Source organism: Pseudomonas putida S13.1.2 (assembly GCF_000498395.2).
GTDB lineage: Bacteria > Pseudomonadota > Gammaproteobacteria > Pseudomonadales > Pseudomonadaceae > Aquipseudomonas > Aquipseudomonas putida_Q.
This window is the reverse complement of sequence record NZ_CP010979.1, coordinates 3,963,598-3,980,189: the sequence shown is the minus strand read 5'-3', so window position 1 is coordinate 3,980,189 and position 16,592 is coordinate 3,963,598. Positions and strand designations below refer to the sequence as shown.

At 63.6% G+C, this 16,592-nt stretch carries 16 protein-coding genes; 11 read left to right on the top strand and 5 right to left on the bottom strand.

Annotation, left to right across the window (positions count from 1 at the left end; translation table 11 throughout):
* Nucleotides 1-14: 14 nt before the first annotated feature.
* The 5 genes from N805_RS17625 to tldD all read left to right on the top strand — a co-directional run bounded on the left by N805_RS17625 (nt 15) and on the right by tldD (nt 8,344).
* Nucleotides 15-626, top strand: a complete 612-nt coding sequence (locus tag N805_RS17625) for a Maf family protein (RefSeq protein WP_019473694.1) — start codon at nt 15-17, stop codon at nt 624-626.
* A gap of 54 nt (nt 627-680) precedes the next feature.
* Nucleotides 681-2,138: a ribonuclease G gene (rng, locus tag N805_RS17620; protein WP_016485023.1), complete on the top strand. Its 1,458-nt coding sequence runs from the start codon at nt 681-683 to the stop codon at nt 2,136-2,138.
* An 82-nt stretch (nt 2,139-2,220) separates the two neighbouring features.
* Nucleotides 2,221-6,042, top strand: a complete 3,822-nt coding sequence (locus tag N805_RS17615; protein WP_019473695.1) for a YhdP family protein — start codon at nt 2,221-2,223, stop codon at nt 6,040-6,042.
* Nucleotides 6,043-6,050: 8 nt separating this feature from the next.
* Complete coding sequence (locus tag N805_RS17610) at nt 6,051-6,902, top strand: carbon-nitrogen hydrolase family protein (protein WP_019473696.1); 852 nt, start codon at nt 6,051-6,053, stop codon at nt 6,900-6,902.
* 2 nt (nt 6,903-6,904) lie between these two features.
* Entirely contained in the window at nt 6,905-8,344 is a 1,440-nt protein-coding gene (tldD, locus tag N805_RS17605) for a metalloprotease TldD (RefSeq protein WP_019473697.1), read from the top strand.
* A gap of 124 nt (nt 8,345-8,468) precedes the next feature.
* Here the strand turns inward: tldD and yjgA are convergent, their stop codons facing one another.
* The gene (gene yjgA / locus N805_RS17600; protein ID WP_016485027.1) at nt 8,469-8,990 is read right to left on the bottom strand and encodes a ribosome biogenesis factor YjgA; all 522 of its coding nucleotides are present in this window, start codon (nt 8,988-8,990) and stop codon (nt 8,469-8,471) included.
* Between the two features lie 109 nt (nt 8,991-9,099).
* Here yjgA and pmbA point away from each other — a divergent pair, with 109 nt between their 5' ends.
* From pmbA to N805_RS17570, 6 genes are all read left to right on the top strand, one after another.
* Entirely contained in the window at nt 9,100-10,446 is a 1,347-nt protein-coding gene (gene pmbA, locus N805_RS17595; protein WP_019471376.1) for a metalloprotease PmbA, read from the top strand.
* Between the two features lie 240 nt (nt 10,447-10,686).
* Nucleotides 10,687-11,088: a hypothetical protein gene (locus N805_RS17590; protein WP_019471375.1), complete on the top strand. Its 402-nt coding sequence runs from the start codon at nt 10,687-10,689 to the stop codon at nt 11,086-11,088.
* Nucleotides 11,081-12,457 (top strand): class II fumarate hydratase, encoded by a 1,377-nt coding sequence (locus N805_RS17585; RefSeq protein ID WP_026034444.1) that lies wholly within the window; start codon nt 11,081-11,083, stop codon nt 12,455-12,457. Before N805_RS17590 ends, N805_RS17585 begins: the two co-directional genes overlap by 8 nt.
* Nucleotides 12,458-12,484: 27 nt before the next feature.
* Nucleotides 12,485-12,946 (top strand): DUF2753 family protein, encoded by a 462-nt coding sequence (locus N805_RS17580; protein ID WP_019471373.1) that lies wholly within the window; start codon nt 12,485-12,487, stop codon nt 12,944-12,946.
* A 1-nt stretch (nt 12,947) separates the two neighbouring features.
* Entirely contained in the window at nt 12,948-13,559 is a 612-nt protein-coding gene (locus tag N805_RS17575; protein ID WP_019471372.1) for a superoxide dismutase, read from the top strand.
* Nucleotides 13,560-13,570: 11 nt separating this feature from the next.
* A complete protein-coding gene (locus tag N805_RS17570; protein WP_019471371.1) occupies nt 13,571-14,464 on the top strand; it encodes a ZIP family metal transporter in 894 nt (297 codons plus the stop codon).
* Nucleotides 14,465-14,622: 158 nt separating this feature from the next.
* Here N805_RS17570 and N805_RS17565 read toward each other — a convergent pair whose 3' ends face one another.
* From N805_RS17565 to hpf, 4 genes are read right to left on the bottom strand one after another with little or no spacing between them, the layout of a single operon-like run.
* Entirely contained in the window at nt 14,623-14,895 is a 273-nt protein-coding gene (locus N805_RS17565; protein ID WP_003255140.1) for an HPr family phosphocarrier protein, read from the bottom strand.
* Between the two features lie 19 nt (nt 14,896-14,914).
* The gene (gene rapZ / locus N805_RS17560; RefSeq protein WP_019471370.1) at nt 14,915-15,769 is read right to left on the bottom strand and encodes an RNase adapter RapZ; all 855 of its coding nucleotides are present in this window, start codon (nt 15,767-15,769) and stop codon (nt 14,915-14,917) included.
* 2 nt (nt 15,770-15,771) lie between these two features.
* Nucleotides 15,772-16,236: a PTS IIA-like nitrogen regulatory protein PtsN gene (gene ptsN, locus N805_RS17555; protein ID WP_019471369.1), complete on the bottom strand. Its 465-nt coding sequence runs from the start codon at nt 16,234-16,236 to the stop codon at nt 15,772-15,774.
* 12 nt (nt 16,237-16,248) lie between these two features.
* Nucleotides 16,249-16,557, bottom strand: coding sequence for a ribosome hibernation-promoting factor, HPF/YfiA family (gene hpf / locus N805_RS17550; protein WP_016485037.1), 309 nt, complete (start codon nt 16,555-16,557; stop codon nt 16,249-16,251).
* Nucleotides 16,558-16,592 lie beyond the last annotated feature (35 nt).

The window sequence follows — 16,592 nt, the reverse complement described above, 5'->3', positions numbered from 1 at the left end:
AGGGAGATGTCTGCATGAACCCGCTATACCTGGCCTCTGGCTCGCCCCGCCGTCGTGAATTGCTGACCCAGATCGGTGTGCCCTTCACCGTCGTCAGTGCACCCATCGATGAATCCCCGCTGCCCGACGAAAGCGCCCTGGCCTACGTTGAACGCCTGGCCCGGGCCAAGGCCGTCGCCGGTCTGGCCAGTGTCGAGGGCCCGGCTGTAGTGCTGGGGGCAGACACTGCCGTGGTGCTCGACGGGCGTATTCTCGGCAAGCCGGAAAACCGCGAGGATGCCTTGGCCATGCTGGCCGACCTGTCGGGCCGCGAGCACCAGGTGTTGACTGCGGTTGCCCTCGGCAATGGCCTGCTTATGCAAAGCCTGTGCGTCACCAGCAAGGTGCGGTTCCGGGCCATCAGCGCCGATGAAGCGCAACGCTACTGGGCCAGCGGCGAGCCTGTGGACAAGGCTGGTGGCTACGCTATCCAGGGCCTGGGCGCAGTGTTCGTCACCGGCCTTTCTGGCAGTTATTCGGCCGTGGTAGGCCTGCCCCTCAGTGAGACGGCCGAGTTGCTTGGCACGTTTGGTATCGCCTGTTGGCAATCGCCCGTGCATACGCCAGAGGTAACAAACCCGCGGTAGCCAGCACGGCATACGCCATCCATCATTACAAAAGACCTTTGACGAGAGCCGGCCATGAGTGAAGAGATCCTGATCAACATCACCCCGATGGAGTCACGCGTGGCGGTGGTGGAAAACGGGGTACTGCAGGAAGTGCACGTCGAGCGCACCCAGCGCCGTGGCATCGTCGGCAATATCTACAAGGGCAAGGTGGTGCGTGTGCTGCCGGGCATGCAGGCGGCCTTCGTCGACATCGGCCTGGAGCGTGCTGCGTTCATCCATGCGTCGGAAATCTCCCAGCGTGAAGGCTCGGCAGTCGAGACCATCACTGCACTGGTGCATGAAGGCCAGGCCCTTGTGGTGCAGGTGACCAAGGACCCGATCGGCACCAAAGGTGCGCGCCTGACCACCCAGCTGTCGATCCCTTCGCGCTACCTGGTATACATGCCACGCAGCAGCCATGTGGGCATTTCGCTGAAGATCGAAGACGAAGCCGAGCGTGACCGCCTCAAGCAGGTGGTCAGCAACTGCATGGAAAGCGAGAACATCAAGGATGCCGGCGGCTTCATCCTGCGCACTGCGGCCGAAGGCGCACGTGCCGAAGAGATCTTGCAGGACATCCGTTACCTGCGCCGCCTGTGGGAGCAGATTGGCTCCCAGATCAAGACCTGCGGCGCACCCATGGTCATCTACGAGGACCTGGGCCTGGCCCTGCGTACCCTGCGTGACCTGGTCAACCCGAAGATCGAGAAGATCCGCATCGACTCGCGTGAAACCTTCCAGAAGACCACGCAGTTCGTTGGCGAACTGATGCCGGAAATCGCCGACCGCCTCGAACACTACCCTGGCGAGCGGCCCATCTTTGACCTGTATGGTGTCGAAGACGAAATCCAGCGCGCCCTGGAGCGCAAGGTACCGCTCAAGTCCGGCGGCTACCTGGTGGTCGACCCGGCCGAGGCGATGACCACCATTGACGTGAACACCGGTGCATTCGTCGGCCATCGCAACCTTGAAGAGACCATCTTCAAGACCAACCTGGAGGCTGCCACCGCCATCGCCCGGCAACTGCGCCTGCGCAATATCGGCGGCATCATCATCATCGACTTCATCGACATGGAAGATGAAGAACACCAGCGCCAGGTGCTGCGTACACTGGAAAAGCAACTGGAAAGGGACCACGCAAAGACCAACATCATCGGCATCACCGAACTGGGCCTGGTGCAGATGACCCGCAAGCGCACCCGTGAAAGCCTGGAGCAGGTGCTGTGCGAGCCGTGCCTGGCCTGCCAGGGCCGCGGCAAGCTGAAAACCCCCGAGACCATCTGTTACGAAATTTTCCGCGAGATTTTGCGCGAGGCCCGTGCCTATCAGGCCGAGGGCTACCGGGTGCTGGCCAACCAGAAAGTGGTCGACCGCCTGCTGGATGAGGAGTCCGGCAACGTGGCAGAACTTGAGGCCTTTATCGGTCGAACCATTCGCTTCCAGGTCGAGTCGATGTATTCGCAGGAACAATACGACGTGGTGCTGCTCTGAGGTTTTCTCGAACGTGCCACTGGATGGCTGGGCTGGCAAAACCGCCACTACCGGCCATCATGGATAAACGACTTGGAGGGCCATGGCCATGGGACGTCTGACTCGCGTTCTTGTCGCCTTGACCCGCTGGGGGCTGGGCTTTTGCGCCCTGCTGGCGGTATTGGTGGCGCTGTATGTCAGCCTCGGCCGCGAGTTGGTGCCGCTGGTGGCCGAGTACCGTGCTGATGTGGAGCGCAAAGCTGAACAGGCGTTGGGCCTGCCGGTGCATGTCGGTGCCCTTGAAGGGCGCTGGAGCGGGCTGGCACCGGTGCTGCGGGTGCGTGACCTGCAGCTGGGTGAAGGTGCGACCGCGCTGCGCCTGGACGACGTCAAGGTAGTTCCCGATGTCTGGGCCAGCCTCAGTGCCCGCGAAGTGCGCCTGGCGCGAATACAACTGGGCGGCCTGCAACTGATCCTGCGCGAGAACGAGCAGGGTGCCTGGCACCTCGAAGGCCTGCCGAAGAAGGACGATGCGCCACTGGACCCCGCCGAACTGCTGCAGCGCCTGCGCCAGCTGGGCCGCATCGATGTGTTCGACAGCCAGGTCACCTTGCACCCGTGGCAGCGTGACCCGCTCACCCTGACGTATGTGAGCGCCGGCCTGCAGGCAGGCGCTTCGCGCCAGATTGTGGACCTGAATGCGACCCTGCCCGATGGCCAGCCCCTGGCGCTGAACCTGCGTAGCCGTGCGTCGGCCAAGGCCTGGCGAGATGCCCAGGTAGATGCCTACCTGAGCCTGCCGCAAAGTGACTGGGCGCGCTGGTTGCCCCCACGCCTGCTGGGCCAGTGGCATGCCGACGCGCTGCGAGCGGGCGGCGAGTTCTGGGTCGGCTGGCGCGAGGGGCAATTGCAGCAGGCAGTGGTGCGGCTCAACGCACCCGAGCTGCAGGGCGGCTATGCCGGGCGCAAGGCCGCGACACTGAACAATCTGGCCTTGGGCGCCTGGTTCCAGCGCCGGGCTCAAGGCTTTGATGTAGTGGTCGACTCCCTGGCCATGGACATCGGCAAGACCCGTTGGGAGTCGCACCTGCAGTTGCAGCAGCGCCCAGGCGAGAGCGCTGCCGATGAAAGCTGGAAGCTGCAGGCCGACCGGCTGCACCTTACGCCCCTGACCCCGCTGATCGATGCCCTGGCACCGCTGCCTGACAATGTCATGGCCGTGGTCGATGGCCTGAAGGTAACCGGCGCGTTGCGCAATGTACGGCTGGAGGCCCGGCCCAAGGCCGAGGGAGACCAGCGCCTGCAGTTCGACGCCAACCTGGAGAATGTCGGTTTCGATGCCTACCACGGTGCCCCGGCTGCCGGTAACGTCAGCGGCCGCATCAGCGGCGACCTGGGCCATGGTGAACTGCGCCTGGATACCGATGCATTCATGCTGCACCTCTACCCGATCTTCGCCAAACCCTGGCACTACCAGAAAGCCAATGCGCGCCTGACCTGGGCGCTGGACAAGGAAGGCTTCACCCTGGTTGCGCCTTACCTCAAGGTGCTGGGCGAGGAGGGCAAGATTGCTGGTGACTTCCTGATTCGCCTGTTGTTCGAAGAAGGCCGCGAGGACTACATGGACCTGCGTGTCGGCCTGACCGAGGGCGATGGCCGCTACACCGCCAAGTACCTGCCCGAGGTGCTCAGCCCGGCCCTCGACGAATGGCTGCGCAGTGCCATCGTCAAAGGCACGGTGGATGAGGGCTACTTCCAGTACCAGGGCTCGCTGAACCATGGCGCCGCGCCAGAGGCTCGCAGCATCAGCCTGTTTTTCAAGGTGCGGGACGCCGCCCTGGACTTCCAGCCTGGCTGGCCGCAGGTGCAGCACGTCGATGGCGATGTGTTCATCGAGGACAGCGGTGTGCGCATCAAGGCTCAGCGTGGTGTGTTGCTCGACACTAAGGTGAGCGATGTCAGCGTCGATATCCCGCATGTCGAGGGTGACCAGCACAGCCGCCTGTACCTGGATGGCGACTTCGACGGGAGCCTGGGCGATGGCCTGAAAATACTCAAGGAAGCGCCGATCGGCACGGGCGAGATCTTCGCCGGCTGGGAGGGAGAAGGGCCGTTGAAGGGCAAGCTCAAGCTGGACATCCCGCTGGCCCACGGCGAACGGCCGAAAGTACAGGTGGACTTCGCCACCCGCGATGCGCGCTTGAAAGTTGCCCCACCGAGCCTGGAGTTGAGCCGCCTGAAAGGTGACTTCAGCTTCGATTTTGACAAGGGCCTTAGTGGCAAGGGCATCAGCCTGCAGGCGTTCGGCAAGCCGGTGACGGCGCAAATTACTGCCGAAGGCCAGCCGGGGCAGATGCAGACGCGCATCGACGCCAATGGCCAGGTATCGCTCAAGGCACTGACTGACTGGCTGCAGTTCAAACAGGCCTTGCCAGCGTCCGGTGACCTGCCTTACCAGTTGCAACTCAGCCTGGGTAGCCGGGACAACCGGCTGAGCGTCAACTCGAACCTGAAGGGCTTGGCCATCGACCTGCCGGCGCCCTTCGGCAAAGCTGCGCCAGACACCCGCGACAGCCGTTTCAGCATGAACCTGCAAGGTCAGGAGCGGCGGTTCGATGCCGCTTACACCGACCTTGCACGCTTTGCCTATGCCGCACCAGCCGACAAGCTCATGCAGGGGCGTGGTGAACTGCTGCTGGGCTCGGGTGAGGCCCAACTGCCAGCTGGCCAGGGTTTGCGGGTACGCGGGCGCCTGGAGTCGCTGGACCTGGCGCCTTGGCAGGAACAGGCGGCCCGCCTTGCCGGTGACGACCCAGGTGGCAGCGCGCGACAGAACCTGCAAAGTGTCGACCTGAGCATCGGCCAGCTGAAAGCCTTCGGCATGGACCTGAACCAGGCCGTGGTGCGTATGGCCCGTGGCGGCCCGGCCTGGGACCTGCGCCTGGACAGCAAGGAAGTGATTGGCAACGCCCGCGTGCCGGATGCCAAGGGCGCGCCAATGGTCGTGCGGATGCAGACCCTGCGCCTGCCCGCTGCCGACCCTGCCCAGGCTCAGGCCGAAGAGGGCCCGGACCCGTTGGCCTCGTTCGACCCGCGCAAGGTGCCGGCGCTGGACTTGAGCATCGACAAGCTTTACCGCGGCGACGACCTGTTCGGCAGCGCGGCGATCAAATTGCGACCGACAGCGCGTGGCGTAGCCGCCAGCGATATCGACCTCGACTTCAAAGGGCTGCGCATCGACGGCGGTGGCGGCTGGGAGGGCGCGCAAGGCAGCACCAGCAGTTGGTACAAAGGGCGCCTGGACGGCAAGAATCTGGCGGATGTGCTCAAGGCCTGGGGCTTCGCCCCGACCGTGACCAGCCGCGACTTCCGCCTGGATGTGGACGGCCGCTGGCCGGGTTCGCCTGCTGCGGTGGGCTTGAAGCGCTTCTCTGGCAGCATGGACGCGGCACTGCGCACCGGCCAGTTCGTCGAAGTCGAAGGCAGTGCACAGGCACTGCGCGTGTTCGGCCTGCTCAACTTCAACGCCATTGGCCGGCGCCTGCGCCTGGACTTCTCCGACCTGTTCGAAAAGGGCCTGGCCTATGACCGGGTCAAAGGTCTGCTGGTGGCCAGTGACGGTGTCTATGTGACCCGCGAGCCGATCAGCGTGACTGGCCCGTCGAGCAACTTCGAGCTGGAGGGCACGCTGGACATGGTGCGCGACCGGGTCGATGCCAACCTGCAGGTGAGCCTGCCGGTGACCAACAACCTGCCGCTGGCGGCACTGATTATCGGCGCGCCGGCCGTAGGCGGTGCGCTGTTCCTGGTCGACCGCTTGATCGGTGACCGCGTGTCGCGGTTTGCCAGCGTGCACTACCGTGTCGAAGGGCCGTGGAAAGAGCCTAGAATCACATTTGTGAAACCTTTCGAGAAATCCCGCTAGGAGTACCCATGAAGGCAGCGGTAATCCAGATGGTCAGCCAGGATGATGTACTGGCCAACCTGCAGCGTGCCGGTGCCCTGTTGGAGCAGGCCGCATTTGGGGGCGCCAGGCTGGCGGTGCTGCCGGAAAACTTCGCCGCCATGGGCCGCAAGGACGCCGCTGCCATCGGCCGCGCCGAAGCAATGGGCGAAGGGCCGATCCTGCCATGGTTGAAACGCACCGCCCGCGACCTCAAGTTATGGATTGTGGCCGGTACTTTGCCCTTGCCGCCGGTCGGCCAGCCCGAGGCCAAGGCCCACGCCTGCTCGCTGCTGATCGACGAGCACGGCGAGGTGGCGGCACGTTATGACAAGCTGCACCTGTTCGACGTGGACGTTGCCGACAACCGCGGCCGGTACCGTGAGTCGGACGACTACGCCCATGGCACCCAGGTGGTGGTGGCTGACACCCCGGTTGGGCGGCTGGGGCTGAGCGTGTGCTACGACTTGCGCTTCCCTGAGCTGTACAGCGCGCTGCGCGCTGCCGGCGCGGAGCTGATCACTGCGCCAGCGGCCTTTACTGCTGTGACAGGTGCGGCGCATTGGGAGGTGCTGGTACGCGCCCGCGCGATCGAAACCCAGTGTTACCTGCTGGCTGCGGCGCAGGGCGGCACCCACCCGGGCCCACGGGAAACCCATGGCCATGCGGCGATCGTCGACCCTTGGGGGCGCATCGTCGCAGAACAGGCGCAAGGCGAAGCGGTACTGCTTGCCGAGCGCAACATTGATGAACAAGCGTCCATCCGGGCGCGCATGCCGGTGGTAACGCACCGGCGCTTTTTCTCGCAGGGCGCGTTGCGGCCTGCGCACACCTCGGAGTGACTATGAGCCAGATGTTATCCACCGTCAGCGAGCAGCTCCTGGCCCCAGGCGGCTTGACCCTGGACAGCCTGCAGAGCGTGCTGGGTGAGTTGGCCGGCCCCGGCATCGACGCCGCCGACCTGTATTTCCAGGGTCAGATCTCGGAAACCTGGGCGCTGGAAGACGGCATCGTCAAAGAGGGCAGCTTCAACCTGGACCAGGGCGTGGGCGTACGTGCCCAGTCCGGTGAAAAGACCGGCTTCGCCTACAGCAATGCGATCAACCTCGAGGCGCTGACCTCGGCAGCGCGCGCCGCCCGTTCCATTTCCCGTGCCGGGCAGAACGGCACGGTCCAGGCCTTCCGCAGCCAGGAAGTGACCGCCCTGTATGCCGCAGACAACCCGCTGGATGTACTGAGCCGTGCCGAAAAGGTTGAGCTGCTCAAGCGTGTCGACGCCGCCACCCGCGCCCTGGACCCACGCATCCAGCAGGTCAGCGTAAGCATGGCCGGGGTCTGGGAGCGCATCCTGATTGCTGCGGCCGATGGCAGCCTGGCCGCCGACGTGCGCCCGCTGGTGCGCTTCAACGTCAGCGTCATCGTCGAGCATAACGGCCGTCGCGAGCGCGGCGGGCAGGGCGGTGGCGGGCGTACCGACTACCGCTTCTTCACCGAGGAACGGGTGATGGGCTATGCCCGCGAAGCATTGCGCCAGGCGCTGGTAAACCTGGAGGCGATCCCGGCACCTGCCGGCACCTTGCCGGTGGTACTGGGCTCGGGCTGGTCGGGCGTGTTGCTGCACGAGGCGGTAGGCCATGGCCTGGAAGGTGACTTCAACCGCAAGGGCAGCTCGGCGTTCAGTGGCCGTATTGGCGAGAAAGTGGCATCGAGCCTGTGCACCATCGTTGACGACGGCACGCTCGAAGGCCGCCGTGGCTCGCTGAGCGTGGATGACGAGGGCACCCCGACTGAATGCACCACGCTGATCGAGAACGGTGTGCTCAAGGGCTACATGCAGGACAAGTTCAACGCCCGCCTGATGGGCATGGCAGTGACCGGCAACGGCCGCCGTGAATCCTACGCGCACCTGCCAATGCCGCGCATGACCAACACCTACATGCGCGCAGGCGATAGCGACCCGCAGGAAATCATCGCGTCGGTGAAGAAAGGTATCTACTGCGCCAACCTCGGCGGTGGCCAGGTGGACATCACCAGCGGCAAGTTCGTGTTCTCGACCAGTGAGGCCTACCTGATCGAAGACGGCAAGATTACCGCGCCGGTGAAGGGTGCGACGCTGATCGGCAACGGGCCGGAGGCGATGAGCCGGGTGTCGATGGTCGGTAACGACCTGGCGCTGGACAGCGGGGTAGGGACGTGCGGCAAGGACGGGCAATCGGTGCCGGTCGGGGTGGGGCAGCCTACCTTGAAGCTGGATGCGATTACCGTGGGCGGTACCGGGGCGTGATGGCCTCGGGGGCTCTTGTGGGAGCGGGCTTGCCCCGCGAAGCAGGCCACACGGTGGTGGCTGGCACCGGCTTTGCCGGTGTTCGCGGGGCAAGCCCGCTCCCACAGGGTCCCTGGGCGATCCGTCAGCGCAAGCCGCGCTGCAGCTCGTCGAGGTCGCGGATGTACTTGAACACCTTGCGCGCAGCAGCAGGCGGTTTGTTCCGCGCTTTTTCGTGCTGGGCATGGCGCACCAGCGAGCGCAGCTGTTGGCGGTCGGTGTCGGGGTACTCGTTGACGAAGCGCTCAAGGTCTTCGTCGTTGCCGTCGATCAACCGGTCGCGCCAGCGCTCCAGGCCGTGGAAGCGCTCGTTGTACTGGCGTGTCGAGCTGTCCATCTGCTCAAGCAAGGCGTGGATGGCGTCCAGGTCCTGTACGCGCATCAGCTTGCCGACAAACGACATGTGGCGTTTGCGGGCACCGTGAGCGGTGTGCTTGCTGGCCTCGGCCAGGGCCTTGCGCAGCTCGTCGGTCAACGGCAGGCGGGCCAGGGTATCGGCTTTGAGCGTAGTAAGGCGCTCGCCGAGTTCGACCAGCTCGTGCAGTTCGCGCTTGATCTGGGTTTTGCTTTTTTCGCCGTCGAAGGCGTCGTTGTTTGAATCAACCATGGTGGCAGTCCGCTAGAAATCGCCGCCATGATAACCAGTCGGGGGCCGCTTGTCCGGCCCGGTCGTAGAATGACCCCGAGCCGTACGCAGAATTTGAGTGGAGAGAACCATGAGTGCAGTCCAGAGCGTAGGTCCGAAGGACCTGCCAGCATTGCAGGAGCAGGTCGAGGCGATCATTGCCGAGGCGCGCCGTCAGGGGGCCAGTGCCTGCGAAGTGGCGGTGTCGCTGGAGCAGGGCCTGTCCACCACGGTACGCCAGCGCGAGGTTGAAACGGTCGAGTTCAACCGCGACCAGGGCTTTGGTATCACCCTTTACGTTGGTCAGCGCAAAGGCTCGGCCAGCACCTCGGCCAGTGGCCCGGATGCGATCCGCGAGACCGTCGCCGCAGCCCTGGCCATTGCCAAGCATACGTCCGAGGACGAATGCTCCGGTCTGGCAGACGCAGCGCTGATGGCCCGCGAAATCCCTGATCTGGACCTGTACCATGACTGGGCGATGGAGCCCGAAAAGGCCATCGAGATGGCCCTGGCCTGCGAGGCTGCGGCGTTCGATGAAGACCCGCGCATCCTCAACGCCGATGGCACCACACTCAATACTCACCAGGGCTGCCGCGTGTATGGCAACAGCCATGGCTTCATCGGCAGTTACGCCTCGACCCGGCACAGCCTGAGCTGCGTGATGATCGCTGAAGGCGATGGCCAGATGCAGCGTGACTACTGGTACGACGTGAACCGCCAGGGCAACCTGCTGGCCGACCCGCGCAGCATCGGCGTGCGCGCTGCCCAGCGCGCAGCCAGCCGCTTGGGCGCGCGTCCGGTACCGACCTGCGAGGTGCCGGTGCTGTTTTCCGCCGAACTGGCCGGTGGCCTGTTTGGCAGCTTCCTCTCGGCCATTTCCGGCGGCAATCTTTACCGCAAGTCGTCGTTCCTTGAAGGGACCATTGGGCAACGCCTGTTCCCCTCCTGGCTGACCCTTGACGAGCGCCCCCATATTCCACGGGCACTGGGCAGCGCAGCATTCGATGGTGATGGCCTGGCTACCTATGCCAAGCCGTTCGTCGACAATGGCGAGCTGGTGTCGTACCTGCTGGGCACCTATTCCGGGCGCAAGCTGGGCTTGCCTAGCACGGCCAACTCCGGTGGCGTGCACAACCTGTTCGTCACTCACGGTGTCGAAGATCAGGCCGCGTTGATCCGCCGTATGGGGCGCGGGCTGCTGGTGACCGAGTTGATGGGGCATGGGCTGAACATGGTGACGGGGGATTACTCCCGTGGTGCGGCTGGCTTCTGGGTCGAAAATGGCGAGATTCAGCATGCGGTGCAGGAAGTGACCATTGCCGGCAATATGAAGGATATGTTCCAGAAGATTGTTGCGATTGGCAGCGATCTTGAAACCCGCAGCAACATCCATACGGGCTCGGTTCTGATCGAACGGATGACTGTTGCTGGTAGCTGATTGTTAACCTGTACCGGCCTCTTCGCGGGTAAACCCGCTCCCACAGAGATTGCACCGGGCTCAGGCTTGGTGAAATTCCTGTGGGAGCGGGTTTACCCGCGAAGAGGCCAGTACAGGCGCCAGTTATTGCTCCGATAAAATGAAGACCCGGCCCCTGCGCCGGGTTTTTTTCATCACCTTTTTCTTGAAGTGATTCTGTTTATCACTTAATAATGAATATCATTATCCAGTAACCCGGCGATGATGTTCATGAAACCCGTCCTCCGCGAATTGCCCTACCTGGAAAACTGGCGCTGGCTCAGCCGGCGCATCCGCTGTGCGCTCGAGCCCGACGAGCCGCGCCTGATCGAGCATTACCTGGCCGAAGGCCGCTATCTGGTGTGCTGCACCGAGACCTCGTCATGGACGGTGGCACTGACCTCTTTCCGCCTGCTGCTGGATACCGCCTGCGACCGCATGCTGCCCTGGCATTGGCGCTGCCTGTGCCTGGACCAGGCCTGGCGCCCGCTGCTGGACCTGCGCAACCTCGACCGCCACGAACAGAACCAGCGCTGGCAGCCCTACGCCCTGCAGTTGGCCAATTGCCGTCTGCTGCCGTCGATTTCTCCCGATGAACTGATGCAAGGATTTGATGATGAGTGATACCCGTATCGAGCGTGACAGCATGGGTGAACTGCAGGTGCCGGCCCAGGCCCTGTACGGTGCCCAGACCCAGCGCGCGGTCGACAACTTCCCGGTCAGTGGCCTGCGCATGCCGGCCCAGTTCATTCGTGCCTTGTTGCTGGCCAAAGCTGCCGCCGCCAAGGCCAACGTCGAGCTGGAGCAACTGTCTGCGGCGCAGGGCCAGGCCATCGTCAAGGCAGTCGAGCAACTGCTGGCGCAAGACTTTATCCAGCACTTCCCGGTGGATGTGTTCCAAACCGGTTCCGGCACCAGTTCGAACATGAACGCCAACGAGGTGATTGCCACCCTGGCCAGCCGCGTGCTGGGGGACGCTGTCAATGCCAATGATCACGTCAACTGTGGCCAGAGCAGCAACGACATCATCCCCACCACCATTCATGTCAGTGCTGCACTGGCCTTGCACGAGCAGTTGCTGCCGGCCCTGAGCCACCTGGTACAGGTGATCGAGACCAAGTCGGCGCAAGTGCATCAGTATGTGAAAACGGGCCGCACCCACTTGATGGACGCCATGCCGGTGCGCATGAGCCAGGTGCTGGATGGCTGGGCGGCGCAGATCAACGCTGCCAAGGGGCACATCGAAGCGACCCTGCCGAGCTTGCAGGCGCTGGCCCAAGGCGGCACTGCCGTGGGTACCGGCATCAACGCCCACCCACAGTTCGCTGCCGGTTTCGCCCGACAGCTCAGCGGCCTGACCCAGGTGGAGTTCACGCCCGGGCAGAACCTGTTCGCGCTGATCGGCTCGCAGGACACCGCCGTGGCGCTGTCTGGCCAGCTCAAGACCACCGCCGTGGCACTGATGAAGATCGCCAACGACTTGCGCTGGATGAACTCCGGCCCACTGGCCGGCCTGGGCGAAATCGAGCTGCAAGGCTTGCAGCCGGGCTCTTCGATCATGCCGGGCAAGGTCAACCCGGTGATTCCGGAGGCCACTGCCATGGTTGCCGCCCAGGTGATCGGTAATGACGCGACCATCGCCGTCGCTGGCCAGTCCGGCAACTTCGAGCTGAACGTGATGCTGCCGGTGATCGCCCGCAACCTGCTGGAGAGCATCGAACTGATGGCCAACGTCAGCCGCTTGCTGGCCGACAAGGCCATCGCCAGCTTCAAGGTCAACGAGGACAAGCTCAAGGAAGCCCTGGCGCGCAACCCGATCCTGGTCACTGCGCTGAACCCGATCATCGGTTACCTCAAGGCCGCCGAAATCGCCAAGACCGCCTACAAGCAGGGGCGCCCGATCATCGATGTGGCGCTGGAGCACACCGACCTGTCGCGTGACCAGCTTGAAGCGCTGCTGGACCCGGAAAAACTCACCGCCGGCGGTATCTGACCCTGCGTCACCGCTTAGGAGACAACCATGCAGCACTGGAAACGCACCACGGAAACCGCCAACCGCCTGTTCGAACAAGGCGAGCTGGTCGACGCCCGGGAACACTACCTGCAAGCCCTGGCGCTGGCCCAGGTGCTGTTCGAGCGCTGGCATGACGTCGACGAAGCGGTGGCCGTGTTCGTCATCGCCCACCACAACCTGGCCGACCTGCACCTGCGCCTGAATCAGCCGCACGAGAGCGCCGACTACCTGTGCGCCGCCCACCAGCGGCTGCTGCAGGCCAGCCAGGAGGCGCGCTTGCCCCAGGAGCTGCGTGACGCTGCCCTGCGCCACAGTGGGCGAACCTACACCGAACTGCTGAATTTCATCGCCGAGTACGGCCAGTACCCGCGAACCGAGCGCCTGCTCAACCGCCACAGTGCCGGAGCCAGCGAACTCGCTGCCCAGCCGGATGTGGCGCCTGGAACCCATGCTTACGGAGTTCACTGACATGCCCCATACCTTGCCTGCTTTGCCTTACGCCTACGATGCGCTGGAGCCGCACATCGACGCCCAGACCATGGAGATCCACCACAGCAAGCACCATCAGACCTACGTCAACGGCCTCAATGCCGCCATCGAAGGCACCGAGTGGGCCGAGTGGCCGGTGGAAAAACTGGTCGGTGCGGTCAAGCAACTGCCGGAAAACCTGCGCGGTGCGGTCACCAACCATGGCGGCGGCCACGCCAACCACAGCCTGTTCTGGACCGTAATGTCTCCCCAGGGCGGCGGTGAGCCACAGGGCCAGCTGGCGCAGGCCATCTCGGCGCAACTGGGCGGTTTCGATGCCTTCAAGGATGCCTTCACCAAAGCAGCGCTGACCCGCTTTGGCAGCGGCTGGGCCTGGCTCAGCGTGACCCCGCAGAAAACCCTGGTGGTGGAAAGCAGCGGTAACCAGGACAGCCCGCTGATGCACGGCAATACGCCGATCCTCGGCCTGGACGTGTGGGAGCATGCCTACTACCTGAAGTACCAGAACCGTCGTCCGGAATACATCGGTGCTTTCTACAACGTCATTGACTGGGCGGAAGTGGAACGTCGTTACGTTGAAGCCCTGAAGTGAGTCGGACCGGTATGCGCTCTGAAGTGATGTCTGTCAGCAGTGTGCGCCTGTTTCGTCTGGCGCTTGGGACTTTGCTTTTGCTGGCGGGCACTGCGCTGTTGGTAGCGCGCGGCCTTGCCTGGCTGGACCTGGAGCCACGCATGTTGCGCGCCCTGGAGGGCGGCGCATTGTGCGCACTGGGGACGGCGCTGGGGGCGGTACCGGTACTGGTCATTCGCAACATGCCGGTGGCGCTGGCCGACACGCTGTTGGGCTTCGGCGCCGGTGTAATGCTGGCAGCCACCGCGTTTTCCCTGATCATTCCGGGCCTGGACGCGGCCCAGTCCATCGGTTTCAGCCCTTGGGGTGCGGGTGGCCTGATCAGCTTTGGCTTGTTGTTCGGTGCGCTGTGCCTGTTTCTGGTTGACCTCAAGGTGTCTGGCGCCTCCCCGGAAGCGCTGGTCGGCACCGGCAATCAGCCGGTGATTGCTGCGCGTATCTGGCTGTTTGTCATTGCCATCATTGCGCACAACATCCCCGAAGGCATGGCCATCGGTGTGTCGGCCGGTGGTGGCATGGCCGACGCCGACAGCCTGGCCATGGGCATTGCGTTGCAGGACGTGCCTGAGGGGCTGGTGATTGCGCTGGTGCTGGCCGGGGCGGGCATGGCGCGCTTCAAAGCCTTCCTGATCGGCGCAGCGTCAGGTTTGGTCGAACCGGTGGCCGCAGTGATTTGCGCCTGGCTGGTAAACGTCGCCGAACTGCTGCTGCCGCTGGGTCTGGCCTGCGCGGCGGGGGCGATGCTGCTGGTGGTGACCCAGGAGATCATCCCGGAATCGCGCAGCAACGGCCATCATCGTCTGGCCAGCCTGGGGCTATGTATTGGCTTCTGCCTGATGATGGTGATGGATACAGCGATGTCGTGATTCATTATCAGGTTTGCGCGTTCCCTGTGGGAGCGGCCTTGTGTCGCGATAGGGCCGCAAAGCGGCCCCGGCAACTTGTGCCTTGTTGCTCAAATCCTGGGGCTGCTTTGCAGCCCTGTCGCGACGCAAGGCCGCTCCTACAAGGATCGTGCTGGCTTTTATTCGCCTTCGTCGAAGAAGTTGTTGATCAGCTCGACCAGCGCATCCATGGCGTCGTTGTCCTGCTCGCCTTCGGTATGCAGGTGCACCTGGGTGCCTTTGCCGGCCGCCAGCATCATCACCGCCATGATGCTCTTGCCATCCACCAGCTTGTCTGGCGCGCGGCCAACGCGCACCTGGCAGGGGAAGCGGCCCGCCACGCCGACGAACTTGGCTGCCGCCCGGGCATGCAGGCCCAGCTTGTTGATAATGGTGATTTCGCGGGCGGGCATCGTGGGGCGGATCCTTGGGCTAGAGGTCGCGGTGGCGGACCTGGACGTTTTTCAGGGATTGCTGCAGCAACTGGCCAAGGCGCTCGGTGATGTACACCGAGCGGTGGTGGCCGCCGGTGCAGCCGATGGCAATGGTGACATAGGCGCGGTTGCTGGCGGCGAAGCGGGGCAGCCACTTGAGCAGGTAGCTGGAAATGTCGTTGAACATGTCTTCGACATCCGGTTGTGCGCCCAGGTAGTCGATTACCGGCTGTTCGAGGCCGGAGTGCTCGCGCAGCTCGGCCTTCCAGTAAGGGTTGGGCAAGCAGCGCACATCGAACACCAGGTCCGCATCCACCGGCATGCCGCGCTTGAAACCGAAGGACTCGATCAGGAACGCAGTGCCAGGCTCGGGTTGGTTAAGCAGGCGCAGCTTGATCGAATCACGCAGCTGATACAGGTTCAGGTTGGTGGTGTCGATCTTCAGGTCGGCCAGGTCGGCGATCGGGCCCAAAAGCTCGCTCTCGACGCGAATCGCCTCGGCCAGCGAGCGGTTGGCATTGGTCAGTGGGTGGCGTCGGCGGGTTTCCGAGAAGCGCTTGAGCAGCATGTCTTCGTCAGCATCCAGGAACAGCACATCGCACTGGATGTTGCGCGCGCGGGCTTCTTCGAGCAATTCGGGGAAGCGCGTCAGGTGGCTGGGGAGGTTACGTGCGTCAATCGACACGGCAACCTTCGGTTGCAGCAGTTCGGTGTTGATCAGCGCCTCTTCCGCCAGCTCCGGCAGCAGCCCGGCGGGCAGGTTGTCAATGCAATAGAAACCGTTGTCTTCCAGGACATCGAGGGCGGTGCTCTTGCCGGAGCCGGACCGGCCGCTGACAATGATCAGGCGCATGTTCAGTGCTCGTTCTGTACGTCCAGGACAACCTGGAACAGGGCCTCGTTACTGCTGGCGGCACGCAAGCGATCACGAACCTCCTTGCGATCGAGCATGCTGGCAATCTGGCGCAGCAGTTCCAGATGCGCATCGGTGGCAGCTTCAGGCACCAGCAGGACGAACAGCAGGTCCACAGGCGCGCCATCGATGGCGTCGTAATCGATAGGGGCTTCGAGGTGCAGCAGGGCGCTGACCGGGGCGGAACATCCTTCAAGCCGGCAGTGGGGGATGGCGATGCCATTGCCGAAACCGGTCGAGCCGAGTTTTTCCCGGGCGACCAGTTTTTCGAAGACGTCTTGCATCTCCAGCTCTGGCACTTGTTCGGCGATGACGGTGGCGACCTTTTCAAGGGCGCGCTTCTTACTGCCGCCCGGCACGTTCACGAGGGAACGGCCGGGGGTCAGGATGGTTTCAAGTCGGATCATGGATGAGGGGGATCAGCGGGCAGCTGCACCTTGCAGCAGGCTTTGCTGTTTTTCCTTGTGTTTTTTCAGTTGGCGGTCGAGCTTGTCGGCCAAGGCGTCGATTGCTGCATACATGTCTTGGTCTTCGGCATTGGCAACCACTTCACCGCCAGGAATCTGCAGGGTCGCTTCGACCTTCTGCTGCAGCTTCTCGACTTTCATGATGACCTGCACGTTGGTGATCTTGTCGAAGTGACTTTCCACGCGGGCGAGCTTTTCAAGCACGTAATCGCGCAGTGGCTGGGTGACTTCTACATGCTGTCCACTGATATTGACTTGCATACAGCTTCTCCTTTATTGCCCGTGCATAAAGAGGC

Coding starts and splice junctions, on each gene's coding strand:
- N805_RS17590 (WP_019471375.1), top strand. CDS start 10,687: ATGATGTTCATGAAACCCGTCCTCCGCGAATTGCCCTACCTGGAAAAC.
- pmbA (WP_019471376.1), top strand. CDS start 9,100: ATGAGTGCAGTCCAGAGCGTAGGTCCGAAGGACCTGCCAGCATTGCAG.
- N805_RS17580 (WP_019471373.1), top strand. CDS start 12,485: ATGCAGCACTGGAAACGCACCACGGAAACCGCCAACCGCCTGTTCGAA.
- tldD (WP_019473697.1), top strand. CDS start 6,905: ATGAGCCAGATGTTATCCACCGTCAGCGAGCAGCTCCTGGCCCCAGGC.
- yjgA (WP_016485027.1), bottom strand. CDS start 8,990: ATGGTTGATTCAAACAACGACGCCTTCGACGGCGAAAAAAGCAAAACC.
- N805_RS17615 (WP_019473695.1), top strand. CDS start 2,221: ATGGCCATGGGACGTCTGACTCGCGTTCTTGTCGCCTTGACCCGCTGG.
- N805_RS17565 (WP_003255140.1), bottom strand. CDS start 14,895: ATGCCCGCCCGCGAAATCACCATTATCAACAAGCTGGGCCTGCATGCC.
- N805_RS17610 (WP_019473696.1), top strand. CDS start 6,051: ATGAAGGCAGCGGTAATCCAGATGGTCAGCCAGGATGATGTACTGGCC.
- N805_RS17625 (WP_019473694.1), top strand. CDS start 15: ATGAACCCGCTATACCTGGCCTCTGGCTCGCCCCGCCGTCGTGAATTG.
- ptsN (WP_019471369.1), bottom strand. CDS start 16,236: ATGATCCGACTTGAAACCATCCTGACCCCCGGCCGTTCCCTCGTGAAC.
- hpf (WP_016485037.1), bottom strand. CDS start 16,557: ATGCAAGTCAATATCAGTGGACAGCATGTAGAAGTCACCCAGCCACTG.
- N805_RS17585 (WP_026034444.1), top strand. CDS start 11,081: ATGAGTGATACCCGTATCGAGCGTGACAGCATGGGTGAACTGCAGGTG.
- rapZ (WP_019471370.1), bottom strand. CDS start 15,769: ATGCGCCTGATCATTGTCAGCGGCCGGTCCGGCTCCGGCAAGAGCACC.
- N805_RS17570 (WP_019471371.1), top strand. CDS start 13,571: ATGCGCTCTGAAGTGATGTCTGTCAGCAGTGTGCGCCTGTTTCGTCTG.
- rng (WP_016485023.1), top strand. CDS start 681: ATGAGTGAAGAGATCCTGATCAACATCACCCCGATGGAGTCACGCGTG.
- N805_RS17575 (WP_019471372.1), top strand. CDS start 12,948: ATGCCCCATACCTTGCCTGCTTTGCCTTACGCCTACGATGCGCTGGAG.